This is a genomic window from Sorangium sp. So ce406, assembly GCF_051474675.1.
GTDB lineage: Bacteria > Myxococcota_A > Polyangia > Polyangiales > Polyangiaceae > Sorangium > Sorangium cellulosum_G.
The window spans coordinates 295,548-311,052 of the sequence record NZ_CP150340.1 but is presented as its reverse complement, the minus strand read 5'-3'; the positions used below and the strand labels follow the sequence as shown (position 1 = coordinate 311,052).

The 15,505-nt window shown below is 72.1% G+C and carries 13 protein-coding genes; 6 read left to right on the top strand and 7 right to left on the bottom strand.

The window, feature by feature from the left end; translation table 11 throughout:
* Window positions 1-18: 18 nt before the first annotated feature.
* The 3 genes from WME96_RS01195 to WME96_RS01185 all read right to left on the bottom strand — a co-directional run bounded on the left by WME96_RS01195 (window position 19) and on the right by WME96_RS01185 (window position 3,093).
* The gene (locus tag WME96_RS01195; protein WP_437288350.1) at window positions 19-933 is read right to left on the bottom strand and encodes an MBL fold metallo-hydrolase; all 915 of its coding nucleotides are present in this window, start codon (window positions 931-933) and stop codon (window positions 19-21) included.
* A 274-nt stretch (window positions 934-1,207) separates the two neighbouring features.
* Window positions 1,208-2,479: a cytochrome P450 family protein gene (locus WME96_RS01190; protein WP_437288349.1), complete on the bottom strand. Its 1,272-nt coding sequence runs from the start codon at window positions 2,477-2,479 to the stop codon at window positions 1,208-1,210.
* Window positions 2,476-3,093, bottom strand: coding sequence for a TetR/AcrR family transcriptional regulator (locus WME96_RS01185; protein ID WP_437288348.1), 618 nt, complete (start codon window positions 3,091-3,093; stop codon window positions 2,476-2,478). Before WME96_RS01185 ends, WME96_RS01190 begins: the two co-directional genes overlap by 4 nt.
* A 132-nt stretch (window positions 3,094-3,225) precedes the next feature.
* Here WME96_RS01185 and WME96_RS01180 point away from each other — a divergent pair, with 132 nt between their 5' ends.
* The 4 genes from WME96_RS01180 to WME96_RS01165 are packed head-to-tail and all read left to right on the top strand — an operon-like array spanning window position 3,226 to window position 8,443.
* Window positions 3,226-3,978, top strand: coding sequence for an AzlC family ABC transporter permease (locus tag WME96_RS01180; RefSeq protein WP_437288347.1), 753 nt, complete (start codon window positions 3,226-3,228; stop codon window positions 3,976-3,978).
* On the top strand, window positions 3,975-4,304 hold the full coding sequence (locus WME96_RS01175) for an AzlD domain-containing protein (protein WP_437288346.1): 330 nt from the start codon (window positions 3,975-3,977) through the stop codon (window positions 4,302-4,304). Before WME96_RS01180 ends, WME96_RS01175 begins: the two co-directional genes overlap by 4 nt.
* A 51-nt stretch (window positions 4,305-4,355) precedes the next feature.
* Window positions 4,356-7,631 carry a protein kinase domain-containing protein gene (locus tag WME96_RS01170; protein ID WP_437288345.1) on the top strand — a complete coding sequence of 1,092 codons (3,276 nt, stop codon included), beginning with the start codon at window positions 4,356-4,358 and terminating at the stop codon, window positions 7,629-7,631.
* Between the two features lie 56 nt (window positions 7,632-7,687).
* Window positions 7,688-8,443, top strand: coding sequence for a glutathione S-transferase (locus tag WME96_RS01165; protein ID WP_437288344.1), 756 nt, complete (start codon window positions 7,688-7,690; stop codon window positions 8,441-8,443).
* Window positions 8,444-8,480: 37 nt separating this feature from the next.
* Here the strand turns inward: WME96_RS01165 and WME96_RS01160 are convergent, their stop codons facing one another.
* Together WME96_RS01160 and WME96_RS01155 are read right to left on the bottom strand one after the other, a co-directional pair.
* The gene (locus WME96_RS01160) at window positions 8,481-9,296 is read right to left on the bottom strand and encodes a DJ-1/PfpI family protein (RefSeq protein WP_437288343.1); all 816 of its coding nucleotides are present in this window, start codon (window positions 9,294-9,296) and stop codon (window positions 8,481-8,483) included.
* 159 nt (window positions 9,297-9,455) lie between these two features.
* Window positions 9,456-10,130, bottom strand: coding sequence for a TetR/AcrR family transcriptional regulator (locus WME96_RS01155; RefSeq protein ID WP_437288342.1), 675 nt, complete (start codon window positions 10,128-10,130; stop codon window positions 9,456-9,458).
* Window positions 10,131-10,258: 128 nt separating this feature from the next.
* Between WME96_RS01155 and WME96_RS01150 the strand changes: the two genes are divergently transcribed.
* Both WME96_RS01150 and WME96_RS01145 read left to right on the top strand, forming a co-directional pair.
* Window positions 10,259-10,891 (top strand): VOC family protein, encoded by a 633-nt coding sequence (locus WME96_RS01150; protein WP_437288341.1) that lies wholly within the window; start codon window positions 10,259-10,261, stop codon window positions 10,889-10,891.
* A gap of 214 nt (window positions 10,892-11,105) precedes the next feature.
* Window positions 11,106-11,531 (top strand): organic hydroperoxide resistance protein, encoded by a 426-nt coding sequence (locus WME96_RS01145; protein ID WP_061620282.1) that lies wholly within the window; start codon window positions 11,106-11,108, stop codon window positions 11,529-11,531.
* 89 nt (window positions 11,532-11,620) lie between these two features.
* On the opposite strand, the gene WME96_RS01140 is transcribed toward WME96_RS01145, so the two are convergent.
* A complete protein-coding gene (locus WME96_RS01140; RefSeq protein ID WP_437288340.1) occupies window positions 11,621-13,558 on the bottom strand; it encodes an ABC transporter ATP-binding protein in 1,938 nt (645 codons plus the stop codon).
* Complete coding sequence (locus tag WME96_RS01135; RefSeq protein WP_437288339.1) at window positions 13,555-15,498, bottom strand: ABC transporter ATP-binding protein; 1,944 nt, start codon at window positions 15,496-15,498, stop codon at window positions 13,555-13,557. The genes WME96_RS01140 and WME96_RS01135 overlap by 4 nt, the downstream gene beginning before the upstream one ends.
* Window positions 15,499-15,505: the final 7 nt, after the last annotated feature.

Genomic DNA, 15,505 nt, shown 5'->3' with positions numbered 1-15,505 from the left:
CCCCCGGAGAGCGGAGCGTCATGCGCGGGATGGGCTCGGGACGCCTCCCGGGACGGGGTAGGACGGCTCGGGCACGTTCTCCCGGTCGCCCGCGGGCACGGCGTGGCTCCGGCCGGTGATGCGCTCGAACTCCACGACATCGTGGGAGCACACGAGGGTCACGTCGTGGCCGCTCTCCTGTCGCAGCGCGCGCAGCCGGCGCTGGTTCTCGAGCCGCGCGGCGCGGTCCTTCTCCATCATGACTTGATAGAAGCGCAGGCCCGGCGTGCAGCGCGGGCGCACCGGGTCCATCTCGCGATGATAGAAGTAGGCGTCGCCGGCGAGGAGCAGCCAGCCGCCGTCGCGCCGGACGGCCACGCCGGCGTGTCCGAGGGTGTGACCGACGAGCGGGACGAACAGCACCTCTTCCTTCAGGCCGCCCACCGCGCGCGCGCCCTCGAAGCCGAACCATCGCTCACCGCCGCCCGAGGGATAGGCGATCCAGCTCGCCTGCGTCGACCACTGGGCGGGCCGGTAACGCATGCGGTCGAGGAGCGTCCGCCGCGCGAACGCGGCGTCGCGCTCGTCCGCGAGCAGGTGGACCTCGGCCGAGGGGAAGTCGTCGAGGCCGCCGGCGTGGTCGAAATCGAGGTGGGTGAGCACGATGTGGCGGACGTCCTCGGGTCGGAAGCCGAGCCGCTGGATCTGGCGGTACGCCGTCATCTCGGCCCGGAACTCCGGCCGTACGAGGAACAGGAAGAACCGGCTCAACCGCTTTCTGGCCATCGAGACGTCCAGCAAGCCGAGCCCGGTGTCCACGAGGACGAGGCCGCTGTCCGTCTCGAGGAGCAGGCAGTGGCACGTCAGCCTCCCTCGGAGTCCGAGCGTCTGCCCATCCATCAGCGCGCCGCCGATCGGGCAGGTCGAGATGCAGTTGAGATGATGGATTCGCATGCGCTCCTCTCGTGCCGCCCGGCCTGGGGCAGCCGCTGGACGGACTCGCGCCGGGACGGGCGCACCGCGTATCCCGCGCTCCCCGGCCTCGGGGATCGCAGGGAGTGCACATCGCATGCCTGTTGTGGGGCCACGCCCGCTGAGCAGCGGGTCGAAGAGCGCCACGAGCGAAGACGACGCTCCTGCCACACCGAGGCGCTTTGCGACACGGCGAGCGGAAGGCGAGCTGTTCTGTTCCCGGCGTCCTGGCGGCTTCTACTGCCCTGTTCCGTCTCTAGGGGTGGAGCCCTGCCGCCGTCGGCCTGGCCGCGCGGGGCACGGAGTAGATCGGCGCCGCAGCGAACGTCACCGGTAGCCTCGTGAGCCCGCGCAGGATCGACGACGGCTTCCACGTCAGGGACGCACGCGGCACGGCGAGCCGCAGGCCCGGAAGATCCCGGACGATCGCGGCGAACGCGACCTGCGCCTCGAGCCGCGCGAGCGGGGCGCCGAGGCAATAGTGCACGCCGCTGCCGAAGGCGAGGTGCCGGTTGGGCTCCCGATCGAGCGTCAGCCGCTCGGGGCTCTCGAAGACCTGCTCGTCGTGGTTGGCCGAGCCGAGCACCGGGAACACCCGCTGTCCCCGCGGGATCACGTGCTCGCCGAACGCGACATCCTCCGTCGTGTACCGCTCGGTCGCGAGGTCGACCGGGGTCGTGAAGCGCAGGAGCTCCTCGACCGCCGGCTTGATCAGCTCGGGCTCGCGCCGCAGGCGGTCGAGCGACCCCGGATCGTCGAGCAGGGCCAGCGTCCCGCTGGCGATCAGGTTCACCGTCGTCTCGTGCCCCGCCGCGACGAGGAGCAGGATCATCGCGAGCAGCTCCTCCTCGTTGAGCCGACTGCCCTCCTCCTCGGCCCGGACGAGCGCCGCGACGAGGTCATCCCCCCCCGTGCGGCGGCGCTCCTCGACGAGCGCGCGCAGGTAGCGCATCATCATGTAAAGCGACGGTATCGCGCGGACCATGTCGAGCGGCGTGCGGAGCTCGACCAGGCGGTTCGTCCAGGCGCGGAAGCGCGGCCAGTCGGCCTCCGGGATCCCGAGCAGCTCGCAGATCACCGTGATCGGCAACGGCAGCGCGACCTCCTCCAGGAGGTCGATCGCGCCGCGCGCCCGGGCCCGCGCCACGAGGCCCTCGGTGATCGTCGCGATGCGCCCGCGCAGGTCCTCCACCCGCCGGGGCGTGAAGACCTGGTGTACCAGGGCGCGAAGCCGGGTGTGATCCGGAGGGTCCTTGTCGAGCATGCTGTTCGTGAGCGGGCGGAGGAACGACGGCATCCACGGCGTCTGTTCGGCCCGCTCCTTCGCGCTCAGGGCGCGGAACGGGTCCTTGCCGAGGCGCGGATCCTTGAGCGCGGGGGCCACGTCGGCGTAGCGCGTCAAGAGCCACGCGGGCTTCCGGTCGCTGTACACGACGCGCACGACCGGCGCCTCGGCGCGCAGCCGCGCGTACAGCGGATGGGGGTTCGCCTTGTGCTGAGCGCTGGAGATGTCGGGAATGGACTTCATGTTCGACCGCCTTTCCTGGGAGCGCGCGGCCGCGCGGGCCCGCGCCCCGCGCCCGCTTCCGGCTGCGCGAGCGCGAGGAGCGCGTCGCGCAGCGCCTGCGACTGCCCCTCCGTGAGCGCCGCCGTCCCGAGCGCCTCGGAGAGCCAGAAACCGTCGAGGGCGAACTGGATCGCGATGGCGCGCCCCTCGGAGATGTCCTCGGCCACGTCGCGCGCGAAGGCCTCGGCGTTCAGCTTGCCGATGTGGCGCGCCATCTCGGGCTGGGCGCCGACCGCCTCGATGAGCGCCAGGAGCAAGGCGCGCGGCGCGGCGGTCTCGCCCTTCTCAGCATCGAAGGCGAGCGCGATCTGCGCCCGCAGCCGGGCGCCGCGGGGCTCCGGGTCCCGCGCGGCGCGCTCTTCGGCGTCGGCGGTCATGCGCTTGCTCAGCCGGTCGATGATCGCCGTCAGGAGCGCGTCCTTCGTCGCGAAGTGGTGAAAGAAGCCCCCTTTGCTGATCTGCGCCTCGGTGATCACCGCCTCGATGGTCAGCGAGTTCACCCCGCGCGAGACGACGAGCCGCTCGGCCGCGTCGAGGATGCGATCGCGCGCGCTGGGATAGGTCCGGGCCGGCATGAGCAAACCATACCGACCGGTCGGTCTGTATGCAAGGCGTTCCGAGGTTCAGGGCAGGATCGGGGCTCCGGGGGTGGGCGCCTTGACTTTCGGATCGCGCCTGGACAGTTCCTACGCCCCCCGAGCGCCCGCATGTCCCTCTCCGCCTCCGTCCGCGCCACCGCGCTCCACCCCGAGTTCCGCCGCGGCGCGCGCGACATGCTGCAGGTGTCGTTCGGCGTCGCCGCCTGGGGCCTCGTGACCGGCGTCGCGATGGTCAAGAGCGGGCTCGCGCCGCCGCTCGCTGCGCTGATGTCGCTCCTGGTCTTCGCCGGCAGCGCGCAGCTCGCGACGATGCCGCTGATCGCGTCGGGCGCGCCCATGTGGGTCATCTGGGCCACCGCCACGTGCGTGAACCTGCGCTTCGTGATCTTCAGCGCGATGTGGCGGCCCTATTTCGCGCGCCTCCCGCGCTGGCGCCGGTGCCTGATCGGCTACTTCAGCGGCGACCTCAACTACGTGATCTTCATGAAGCGCTTCCCCGACCCCACCCCGTCGCCCGCGCACGAGCCGTACTACTGGGGCGGCGTCGCGACGAACTGGTCCTCGTGGCACGGCTCGTCGCTCGGCGGCATCGCGCTGGCCAACGTGATCCCGGTCGAGTGGGGGCTCGGCTTCGCCGGCGTGCTCGCGCTGCTGGGCATCGCGTGCTCGCTGCTGCAGGACAGGGCCACCTGGCTCGCGGGCGGCACCGCCGCCTCGGCCGCGGTGGCGGCCTACGCGCTCCCGCTGAAGCTCAACATCCTTGTCGCGATCGCCGCCGCCGTCGCGGTCGGCCTCGGGATCGAGGCCGCCGAGGGGGCGCAGCGACGCGCCCGCGAGCGCGCCGAGGAGGCCCGGCGATGAGCGCCTGGGAGACCGTCGTCATCATCGTCGGCCTGGCGCTGATCACGCTGTTCACCCGCAGCTTCTTCCTGTTCCCCGACGAGGACCTGCCGATGCCCGGCTGGCTCAGGCGCGGGCTGCGCTACGCGCCGCTGGCGGCGCTGGCCGCGGTGATCGTGCCCGAGGTCCTGATGACGCAGGGGCACCTGACCGCGACCTTCCAGGACGCGCGGCTGCCCGCGAGCGTCGCGGCCAGCGTCTACTACTTCTCGCGCCGCGATATCCTGGGCACCATCGTGACCGGAATGGCGGTGTTCCTGCCGCTGCGCATCGGGCTCGGCTGGTAGGCGCGCGCACCGCAGGTTCTCCTGGCGGACCGGGGCTGGTACTCTGACGACATGTCGGATGAGGGTGCCCACCGACCGGCCGATCCCACGGTGTCATGCGCCGCCGGGAGCGGCCCGTCCGAGGCCGTGAGCCGCCTCGGCCCGGGGGATGTGGTCGGCGAGCGCTGGCGGATCGAGGAGCTCCTCCGGAAAGGCGGCATGGGCCGGGTCTTCCGGGCGACCGACCTTCGCCTCGGCGGGCCGGCGGCGCTCAAGCTGATCAACCCGGCGATCGTCGGGACCGAGCGGGCGCGCGCCCGCTTCCTCCTCGAGGCGCAGACCGCGGCGGCGCTGCGGGGCACGAACGTGGTGCAGGTCCTCGACTTCAACGTCGATGCGGCCACGCAGGTGCCTTACATCGCCATGGAGCTCCTCCGCGGCGAGGACCTGGCCGAGCGGCTGTCCCGAGGGCCCCTGTCGTACGACGAGACGGCGGCGGTCCTCGCCGACGTCTGCAGCGCGATCGGCAAGGCGCACCGCATGGGCATCGTCCACCGCGACCTCAAGCCGGCCAACATCTTCCTCGTCGAGGACGACGATCGCCCGCTCTGCAAGGTCCTCGACTTCGGCATCGTCAAGCTCGAGGACCTCGGGCTCGACCGCCGGGGGGCGCCGCAGACCGACGCGGGCTCCACGCTGGGCACGGTGAGCTACATGAGCCCGGAGCAGATCGCCAACGCCACCGGGGTCGATCACCGCGCGGACCTCTGGTCGATCGGCGTGATCGCCTACGAGTGCATGACCGGACGCCGGCCCTTCCGCGGCGATTCGCTCTTCGAGCTGGTCCACAAGATCTGCTTCGACGTCCCGGTCGCGCCGTCACGGCTCGCCGACGTTCCGGGCGGCTTCGACGGCTGGTTCGCCCGGGCGACGCACCGCGACCGCGACCGCCGGTTCGCCTCCGCCCGCGACCTCCTCGACGCGCTCCGCGCCCTGCCCGGCCGCCCTCCGGAGCCGGCGGCAAAGCGGCGCCCCGAGGGCGAGCGCGACGCCGGGCACCAGCAGAGCTGGGCCTCGGACGCCAACCAGATCGACATCGGCGCTCTCAAGGAGCTGACCTTCAAGAACGCCGTGGTCCGCGAGTTCCTCGACAGCGCGAACAAGCACTTCGTCTCGGGGAGCAAGGGGCTCGGCAAGACCCTCCTGCTCACCTACAAGCGGTCGGTCCTCAGCGAGATCTACCTGGCGACCGGCCGCGAGCGCCGTCAGTCGGCCGTACAGTTCATCCCGGAAGGGCGGCCGTACCTCGACCTGATGGGCGACCTGCCCAGCGTCGACCAGACCCGGATCGACCTCATGTCCGGGCTCCACGAGTGCAAGCGGCTCTGGAGCTTCAGCTTCCGCCTGTCGATCGTCTCGTGTCAGTCCGCCCTCGCCGGCGCCGGCGATCCCGAGGACCTGGACCCGCTCCCCCGGAGCCTGCGCGGACTGCTCACGGGCCGTCCTGTCGAGCCGACGGTGGTGGTGAAGGAGCTCCTGTCGCTGACCGTCCGCCAGATCAACCAGGTGATCGACGCGATGGAGGGCCCGCTCGAGCGGCGGCTCCGCTCGCTCCACAGCGGCGTCTACCTCTTCATCGACAAGCTCGATCAGGCGCTCCGGCGGCTGCCCCGGGCGGCCTGGATCCACATGCAGGCGGGGATGATCGAGGCCGCGTGGGACCTGATGAACGCCAACCGGCACGTGAAGATCTTCGCCACGATCCGCGAGGAGGCGTTCTCCGCCTACGAGTCCGACATCAAGACCAACCTCTACGGCGCGACCTCGACGCTCCGCTACGCAAAGCACGAGCTCTTCGAGCTGCTCGAGAAGCTCACCTATTATTACGAGCGGCTGCCGCTCCGCGAGTTCATCCACCTCGACATGGTGAGCACGGGGCGCTCGGCTCGCGGCGAGGGGACGTTCGACTTCCTCTATCGCCACACCCTCGGGCGGCCGCGCGATCTCGTGATCCTCGCCTCGGAGATCTCGCGCAACCGCCGGGCCCTCGACGAGCAGACCTTCACGCAGATCGTGCAGGACAAGAGCGCCGGCCTCCTGGTCGCCAACATCTTCGACGAGATGCGGGTGTTCCTCGAGGTGCTCTGTCACCGCGACAAGCGGGCCGAGTTCCTCGGCCTGCTCCCCTGCGACGTCCTCACCCACGACGAGATGGTCGATGTCTGGTGCCGCTTTCACGGGGTCGATCGCGCGTATTTCGACGCCCACGGCCGGACCGCCGACGACGTCTATCACCCGTTCCGCGAGCTCTTCGAGTGCGGCGTCCTCGGGGTCCTCGTCGCCGATCCCGCGTCCGAGCGCCAGGCACAGCGCTTCCGCCAGCCGCACGACGCCGTGGTCGGCTCGCGCCACGAGCTGCCGCGTTCGCGGTATTACCTCCTCCACCCCTCGCTCCGCGCGCTGATCGAGTCGCTCCCCGGGGGCGGCCGGTTCCACGCGGTCCGCAACGTCGTCATCGGCCACGGGGAGCCCTGGCCCCGCCACTGGGACCTCGTGGTCGACGTCCAGCGCGAGCTCTTCCGCCGCCCGGACGCCCCCGAGGAGATCGGCGAGGCGGTGTTCGCGCTGCTCGATCGCCTCACGGCCGACGTCGCGGGCGGCGAGACCGCCGACGCCGCGCGGCGGGCGATCGCCGCCTCCCCCACCTTCGCCCGCCTCAGCGCCCGCCTCGATCGGATCCACTGGGACGATCTGCACCTCGCGCTCGTCGAGCTCTTCCCGGCCGAGCGGCGGGAGGAGGCGGAGCCGACCGACAGGGTCGAGGTGGCGATGCTCCTCATCGATATCGTCCGCTCAACCCACATGCTCCAGGACATCGGCGACACCCGCTTCGTCGACCACCTCAACCAGCTCCGCCGGGCGCTCCGCGGGTCGACGAGCCCCCGCCTCCTGAAGGGGACCGGCGACGGGTACCTGGCGGTCTATTCCACGATGACCGGCGCCCTCGAGGCGGCCAGCGTGCTCCGTCGCGCGGTCGACGATCCTGCCCAGCTCCGCCTCGTCGCGCACTGGGGCCCGGTGCGGATGAGCGATCATGACGTCATCGGCGCGGAGGTCCACCGGCTCTTCCGGATCGAGGCGATCACCGAGGAGGATCGCGCGGAGGAGCCGGGCGCCGATCGCGAGCGCGTCGCCCTGCCGCGCCCCGGCCGGGTGACCCTCTCGCGATCGGCGGTCGCCGCGCTCCCCGAGGCCGCGCGCGCGGGCTTCCGCCGTGCGGGCGCCTTCCGGCTCAAGGGGTTCGACGAGCCCGAGCCGATCTGGGTGGAGGCCGGCGCGGGCCCGTGAGCGCGCTCGCGCCCGGGAAGCGGGCGCGCGGCTGCGTATGGTAGGCTGCCGGCGCCATGACCGAGCTGCTGGGCCTGATATTCTCGCCGTGGACCGAGAAGGCGCGCTGGGCGCTCGACGTCCGGCGCGTTCCGTACACGTTCCGGCACTACCAGCCGCTGATCGGCGAGCCGGCGCTCCGCGCGAAGCTCCGCCGGCTCACCGGCCGGGTCAGCGTGCCGGTGCTGACCACCGACGATGGGCGCGTGATCGCCGACTCGGCCGACATCGCGCGCTGGGCCGACGGGCGGGGCGACGGTCCGACGCTGTTCCCGGCCGAGCACCAGGCCGAGATCGCGCGGTTCATCGATCTCTCGGAGCGCGCGCTCGACGCCGGGCGGGCCCTCTCGCTGGCTCGCATGCTGGCCGACGACGAGGCGCTCGCCGACATGACGCCCGGGCCGATCCGCCGCGCGCTCGGTCCCCTCGCCTCGCGGATCGGGGCGCTGGGCGTCCGCCGCACCCTCCGTAAGTACGACGGCCACACGGCCGACGGCGCGGCGCACCGGCGCGCGCTGGTCGACGCGCTCGACGAGATCCGCGCGACGCTCGCGCGCAAGACGCTGCCCGCGACGGCGCCGAAGACGCTGCTGGACCGCTTCACGTTCGCCGACATCACGGTGAGCCAGGCGCTCGTGAGCGTGATGCCGCCGGCCCAGCTGAAGCTCAGCCCCGCCGGCCGGCGGTGCTTCGCCGACCCCGAGCTGCGCGACCGCTACGCCGACCTGATCGCGTGGCGCGACGAGCTGTACCGCGCCTTCCGGACGAGCTGACCGACCGCGCCGTCGCGCCACCCTCACCAGCGCGCGCTCACCAGCGCGCCTGGGCCTGCTCCGCTGCCCGCATGGCCTCGGCGACGGCCGGCGCGGCCATGCCGCGCATCTGCTCGACCAGCGCCGCGGGCGCGGACTCGGGCGTGCCCGCCTGGAACGGCGGGTCGGGGGCGTACTCCATGATGAGCTGCGCCCTCTGCGCCACCTCGTCTCCCTGCATCCTGGCGGCGATCCGGAGGCCGAAATCGATGCCTGACGTCACGCCGCCCCCCGTGATGCGGTTCTTGTCCTCGACATAGCGCGCGTCGACGCGCTCGGCCCCGAGGAGCGGCAGCACCTCGCGGAAGGCCCAGTGCGTCGTCGCGCGGTGACCGCGGAGCAGCCCGGCCGCGCCGAGCACGAGCGCCCCCGTGCAGACGCTCGTCACGTAGCCCGCCTGCCCCGCCCTCGACGCGAGGAAGTCGAGGACCTCGGCGTCTTTCATCACGGCGATCGTGCCGTCCACGCCGCCTGGAACGAAGAGGACCGCGACCTCTTCAGGGCACGTCGCGAAGCTCGCGGTCGGAAGGAGCGTGATGCCCATGTCCGTCGTCACGGGGTCGAGCGTCTTCCACACGAGGTGTATCTGCACGTCGTCGAGGAAGCCGAAGGCGGTCTGGGGACCGATGAGGTCGAGCGCGGTGAAGCCGGGGTAAACGAGCATGGCGATGTGCTGCATCGTGGAGTCCTCTCCTCGAGGTGTCGTGGGGGATGGCCCGGGCTCGCCGTCGTCCTGCGCGCACCCGCCGAGCGTTTGCAGGGCGGCGACCGCGGCGCTCACGGCGGCGAGATCCAGTATCTGTCGTCGTCTCATGACGCGGGATCTAGACGCTGCAACGCCGCGCGACGATGTGACACGTTGTCCTGCGTCGCGATGTCGCATCGGGCGCTCCGCCACCCCGGAGGCGCCTCCGAGGATGCTCGGTTGGGGACGAGGAGAGCTATCGGCGCACGATCGCGACGCGCGGTCGCTTCACGCGCGGCGGCGCGGCCGCGCGGCTGGCGCGGCGGACGGCGCGGCGGCGAGCCATCGATCGAGCTCGCCGGCGACATGGTGGAAGTCGAACCCTCCGGCGTGGACCCCGAGCTGGGTCATCGCGCCGATGACGAAGGACGTGACCACGCGGGCGGCGGCGCGCGGGTCCAGATCGGAGCGGAGCTGTCCGCCGCGGACGCCGTGCCGCACGATCTGCTCCACCGCGAGGTTCCACGCCTCGTGGACCTCGCGCAGCGCGGTCTGCGCCGCCGGATCGCGCTGCGCGCGCGCGGAGAGCTCTTGCAGGACGGCCGCGAGGTGCGGGTTGTCCTGGAAGGTGCGCCATGCGCCCTCGAGGTGCGCTCTCAGGGTCGCGCGCGCGTCCATCGGGCCTGCGGCGCCCGCGCCTTCCGGCCGGCGCTGCGCCTCGACGAATTTGCCCGTCACATGCGCGACGATGGCGGCGAGGAGCGCGTCCTTCGTCCCGAAGTAGTAGTGCAGCGTCGAGATGTTGACGCCCGCGCGCGCCGCGATGTCGCGCGTCCTCAGCCCCTCGAGCCCCTTCTCGGCGATGAGCGAATACGCCGCCTCGAGCAGGTCGCGCCGCCGCGCTGCACCGAGCTCCGTGGCCGAGGTCATGCCGGCCGCCGCGACGCCTCTCGTCTTCGCCAAGCCCGCGGAACGCTACTGATTTTCTCCCCTTCCAGCAAGCGCCCGCCGCGCTCGCCTTGACCGCCCGCCCGCCGTCGCGTACGTTTCAATCAACTGATTGATTGAACCTCATGGCAGGGAGAAAACGCATGATGTCGATGATGTCTCCGGAGCTCACCGCTGTTCCGTTCTCCGCCCTTCCGTTCTCCGCGCGTGTCCAGCGGAGGGCGATCGGCGCGGGGATGCGCCTGTTCTTCGCCTGGTCGCACCTCGTGTACCGCCTGAGCCCCCCGTGGGGCGGCAAGCTGCGCGCGGTCGATCACATCACGGTGCCGTGCTCGGATCTGCGGGTGGCCGAGCGGTTCTACGTCGGGCTGCTCGGCGCGCGCGTGATGATGCGAGTCGACGCCGAGTTCCTCGCGCGGATGGGGCGCCCTGCGGACGAGATCGCGCGCGGCGTTCACCTGTCGATCGTGTTCGCTGGCGGGCCGCGACTCGACCTCTTCGAGTCGTCGATCGGTCAGCCGCCCCGCGCGGCGTCGCACCCGCACTGCGCGCTCGGGGTCGCGCCGGGCAAGCTCCTCGCCTGGAAGAAGCGCCTGAACGACGCCGGCGTGCCGACGTACGGCCCCACGCGGCTCGGACCGCCGGGCCACGCGTCGCTCTACTTCAACGATCCGTTCGGAAACCGGCTCGAGCTCGTCACGCTCGGCTTCACCGCGGAGATACCGGTCGGGGCGCCGGACGTCGCCGCGCTCGAGTACACCTGGTCGGGCGCGTGAGAGAGCGCGTCCGGGGGAGCACGGGTCCGCTCGCCGGAGCCTCGCGATCCGGCCGCGTCACGCCGTCGTCACGTTATCAGAGGCGAGCGTCGCGTCCTGCGGCCTCTCGTCCCTGATTGCGGACGATGGACTTGGGCAGTATGGGTGCGTATCCGAACGGCTGCCCGGCCGGGCCCTGCCCAGCCTGGCTCTCTGCCACGAAAGGAGCTCTCCGATGCCTGTCGACGTGAAGTACACGACCCAAGCCACTGCCAATGGAGGCCGGGATGGCCGCGCCACCACCGCGGACGGCACCCTCGACGTGAAGCTCTCGACGCCGAAGGAGCTCGGCGGCGCCGGCGGTGACGGGAACAACCCCGAGCAGCTCTTCGCCGCGGGTTATGCGGCCTGCTTCCTGGGTGCCCTGAAGTTCGTGGCCGGGCAGGAGAAGGCCCGGATCCCCGCCGACAGCACCGTGACCGCGTCCGTCGGCATCGGCCCCCGCTCCGAGGGTGGTTTCGGCATCGACGTCGGCCTCCGGATCTCGCTTCCGGGCCTGGAGCGCGCGCAGGCCGAGCAGCTCGTCGAGAAGGCGCACCAGGTTTGCCCGTACTCCAACGCCACGCGCAACAACGTCCCCGTCCGCCTCGAGGTCGTCTGACCTCCTGATCCCCCCTCGCGCCGCCTCCGACCGCGGCGCGCTCTCCCCCGCTCGCGATCGACCGCAGGCCCCCGGCGGGGGCCGATCCATCAAGCCTCCGCGAGGCTCTCCCCGTCCCCCGCGAGCTCCCGATGGAGCGCCGCGAACACCCCCCCGCGCGCGAGCAGCTCCGCGTGCGTCCCCTGCTCGACGACCCGCCCGTGGTCGAGCACGACGACCCGATCCGCGTGCCGGATCGTGCTCAGCCGGTGGGCCACCACGAAGCTCGTGCGCCCCTCCAGGAGCCTCCCGAGCGCCGCCTGCAGCCGGGCCTCCGTGAGCGCGTCCACCGAGCTCGTCGCCTCGTCGAGCAGCACGATCCGCGGCCGGGCGACCACGGCGCGCAGGAAACACACGATCTGCCGCTGCCCCAGCGACAGCCCCGTCCCTCGCTCGCCGACCTCGGTGCGCAGGCCGTCCGGGAGCGCCTCGAGCACGTCGAGCACATCCAGGCTCCGCGCCGCCTCGCGGATCTCCTCGTCCGTCGCCGCCGGGTTCCCCAGGCGCACGTTGTCGAGCACCGTCCCGCTGAACAGGAAGTTGCTCTGCAGCACCAGCCCGAGCTGCGCGCGCAGCGACGCGGACGACGTCCGCGCGAGATCGTGCCCGTCGATCGTGATGACCCCCGCCGTCGGCCGGTAGAGCTTCGCGAGCAGGTTCAGGATCGACGTCTTGCCGCTGCCCGTGTGCCCGACGAGCGCGATCATCTGGCCCGGCTCGGCGACGAGATCCACCCCGTGGAGCACCGGCTTGCCCGGCTCGTACGCGAAGTGCACCCCCTCGAAGACCACCCGCCCGCGCGCCGGGGGCAGCGCCGGATAGCCGCGCTCGTCGGGCCAGTCGGGCTCCGTGTCGAGCACGCGAAACAGCCGCTCCGCGCCCGCCATCGCCGTGAGCGCCTGGTTGTACTGATTGCCGAGCACGGGGATCGGGTTGAACAGGAGGTTCGTCAGGAAGAAGAACTGCACGAGCACGCTCAGCTCGATCGCGCCGCCCAGCGCCTGATAGCCGCCGATCACGACGAGGACCGCCAGGAAGAGCTGCCCGTTGAACTCGAGCAGCGGCAGGAAGACCGCCGAGTGGCGCGCCGCATCCATGTTGTAGCGGGAATGGTCGAAGATCAGCGCGCGGAAGAGCCCTCCGTTGATGTCCTGCCGCACGAACCCCTGCGTCACGCGGACCCCGGTGACCGACTCGGCGAGCGTGGCCGTGACGCGGCTGAAGCTCTCCTGCGCGCGCTGGTGCGCGGCGCCGAGGCGCTTGTGGAAATAGACGATCAGCCCCCAGAAGACGGGGACCATCGCCAGGACCACGAGGAAGAGGGTGAAATGGGAGTACGCCATCAGCCCCATGGCGACGGCCATCGTGCCGAGCTGCACGGTGCTCACGAACACAACGTCCTGCACGGCCACCCGGATCGCGTCGATATCGGACGTCATGCGGCCGATGAGGCGCCCCACCTTCGTCTTCACGAAGAAGCTCATGGGCATGCGCAGCAGGTGCCGCTCCAGCCGGTCGCGCAGGTCGAACACCACCGCTTCCCCGAGCTCGAGGGCGAAGCGCGCCCGGAAGTGGAAGACGAGCGCGGTGACCAGGGCGAACAGCGCGAAGCCGAGGACGGAGAGCAGCGTCGCGCGCGCGTCGCGGCCGGCGACCGGGCCGCTGATGATCGCGCCGACCGCCCACGTCAGGAGCGGGAGCTGGATCGACCGCACGACGACCAGCAGAAAGAGCAGGTCGCGCTTCCTCGCGTACGGGCGGGTGAAGCCGAACAGCCGCCGCACGAGCCCGAGGTCGAGCCGCCGGTGGTCGGGCTCCCGCTCGTCGTCGAGCGCGGCGCGCGCGAGCCCGAGCCGCACGTCGATGGCCGGCGCCCCGGCGGCGGGGCGCGCCTCCCCCGGCGCGTCCGCGGCGCGGCGCGGCGAATCGGACGTCTGACGCGTCTCACGCGTCTGGCGCGTCTCGCGCCCCTCGCGCGCGCCGCTCACGCCGGGTCCTCCGCCGGGGCCGGCCGCGCCGGGCGGCCACCCGGCCGGCTCGCGGGGGCGGCCTCGGCGCGCGCGGCGCCGACGTGGGCGTCGTGCAGCGCGAGCGCGCTCGCGTAGTGGCCGCGCCGGCCGAGGAGCTCCTCGTGGGTCCCCCGCTCGGCGATGCGGCCGCGGTCGAGCACGATCACCTGGTGCGCGCGGCGGAGCAGGTGGGCCCGGTGCGTGGCCATGATCGTCGTCCGCCCCCGGGTGGCGCTGAGGATGGCGTCGAGGATCTCGCGCTCGGTGCTCGCGTCCACCGCGGCGGTCGGGTCGTCGAGCAGGAGCAGCGGCGGGTCGAGCAGCACGGCGCGGGCGATGGCGAGCCGCTGCCGCTGCCCGCCCGAGAGGTTGACCGCCGACTCGCCGAGCTCGGTGTCGTAGCCCTCGGGCAGCTCCCGGATGAACTCGTGCGCGCACGCGATCACCGCGGCGCGCTCGATCTGCTCCCGCGTCGCGTGCGGCGCGCCGAACGCGATGTTCGCCGCCACCGTGTTGCTGAAGAGGAAGTTGTCCTGGAAGACGACCCCCATCCGCCGGCGGATGAAGTCCAGGTCGTGGCGCCGGAGGTCGACGCCGTCGAGCACGACGCGCCCGGCGGTCGGATCGTAGAAGCGCGGGATCAGGCTGAGCAGGGTGCTCTTGCCCGCGCCGGTGGGGCCGACCACGGCGACGAACTGCCCGGGCGCGATGTCGAGCTCGATGTCGTGCAGGACGGGCCTCGCCGCGTCGTAGCCGAACGTGACGCGCTCGAACACGAGGCGCCCCGCCACCTCGGCGGGCCGCGCGGGCGCCTCGGGGCTCGTGATCTCCACGGGGGTGTCGAGCACCTCGAACACGCGCCGCGCGCCGATGAAGCTCTGCTGCGCCGTGTTGACGATCGTGGCCATGCTCGCGATCTGCCCGGAGAACTGCTGCAGGATGCCGGCGAACACCACGAGCTGCCCGAGCGTCATCCGGTCGCGCGCCACGAGCAGCCCGCCCATGCCGAGCAGGACGACCTGGTTCACCTGCCCGAGCAGCTCGATGGTCGGGCTGAGCACGCTGACCTTCCGGAACGTGTCCTGCTGCTGCTCGCGCACCTCGCGGTTGCGCTCGTCGAAGCGGCGGTGGGCCTCGCGCTCCCGCCCGAGCCCCTTGATGACCTGGATCCCCTGCAGCCCCTCGGTGAAGCTCAGCACCATCCGGTCCACGAGCTCCCGGTTGCGCAGGTAGGCGGGCCGCGCCCACCGGGCGAAGAGCGTGCTCGCGATCCAGATGAGCGGCGTCGGCGCGAGGCACGCGATCGTCAGGAGGACGTGCGCGCGCAGCATGTACGCGACGTACACGCCGAGCGACAGGACCATGATGACGCTCTGGAGCAGCACGCCGTCGACGAACGAGCGCACGAGCTGCACGTCGCTGGTGATGCGGTTGATCAGCGAGCCGCTCTTGTTCGCGTCGAAGAACCGGAAGCTCAGCCGCTGGAGCTTGTCGTACACCCTCGCCCGGAGATCCGGGACGATCTCCATGTGGACGAGGTGGCCCACGGAGAGCGCGTACCCGTAGTTGAGCACCGCGCGCGCCGCCGCCATGGCGAGGATGGCGCCGCCGATCGCGCCGACCGCGACCATCGGCTCCCGCTCGACGTCGACCAGCCGGCCGAGGCCGAGCGGCAGCGCGGGCGCGCGGACCGATGGATCGAGCCGGTGGCGGAGGATGTCGATGGCGAGCCCCGTCAGGCCGAGCCCCGCGAGCCCCAGCGAGAGCAGGACGATCTGGTAGCCGAGGACGCGGGTGACGCGCCCGCGGTACGCCCACGCCAGCTCGAGCAGCCGCGCGAGGAGCGAGCGCCCGGCGCGGGGGCGCGCGGTCGTGGGGGCCGAGGGGGAGCCGAGGCCGAGACGTGAACCGGACAACATCGAAGCG

What these genes read in the sequence shown, in the direction of transcription:
- WME96_RS01195 (WP_437288350.1), bottom strand. Translation starts at nt 933, where the DNA reads ATGCGAATCCATCATCTCAACTGCATCTCGACCTGCCCGATCGGCGGC.
- WME96_RS01190 (WP_437288349.1), bottom strand. Translation starts at nt 2,479, where the DNA reads ATGAAGTCCATTCCCGACATCTCCAGCGCTCAGCACAAGGCGAACCCC.
- WME96_RS01185 (WP_437288348.1), bottom strand. Translation starts at nt 3,093, where the DNA reads ATGCCGGCCCGGACCTATCCCAGCGCGCGCGATCGCATCCTCGACGCG.
- WME96_RS01180 (WP_437288347.1), top strand. Translation starts at nt 3,226, where the DNA reads ATGTCCCTCTCCGCCTCCGTCCGCGCCACCGCGCTCCACCCCGAGTTC.
- WME96_RS01175 (WP_437288346.1), top strand. Translation starts at nt 3,975, where the DNA reads ATGAGCGCCTGGGAGACCGTCGTCATCATCGTCGGCCTGGCGCTGATC.
- WME96_RS01170 (WP_437288345.1), top strand. Translation starts at nt 4,356, where the DNA reads ATGTCGGATGAGGGTGCCCACCGACCGGCCGATCCCACGGTGTCATGC.
- WME96_RS01165 (WP_437288344.1), top strand. Translation starts at nt 7,688, where the DNA reads ATGACCGAGCTGCTGGGCCTGATATTCTCGCCGTGGACCGAGAAGGCG.
- WME96_RS01160 (WP_437288343.1), bottom strand. Translation starts at nt 9,296, where the DNA reads ATGAGACGACGACAGATACTGGATCTCGCCGCCGTGAGCGCCGCGGTC.
- WME96_RS01150 (WP_437288341.1), top strand. Translation starts at nt 10,259, where the DNA reads ATGATGTCGATGATGTCTCCGGAGCTCACCGCTGTTCCGTTCTCCGCC.
- WME96_RS01145 (WP_061620282.1), top strand. Translation starts at nt 11,106, where the DNA reads ATGCCTGTCGACGTGAAGTACACGACCCAAGCCACTGCCAATGGAGGC.
- WME96_RS01135 (WP_437288339.1), bottom strand. Translation starts at nt 15,498, where the DNA reads ATGTTGTCCGGTTCACGTCTCGGCCTCGGCTCCCCCTCGGCCCCCACG.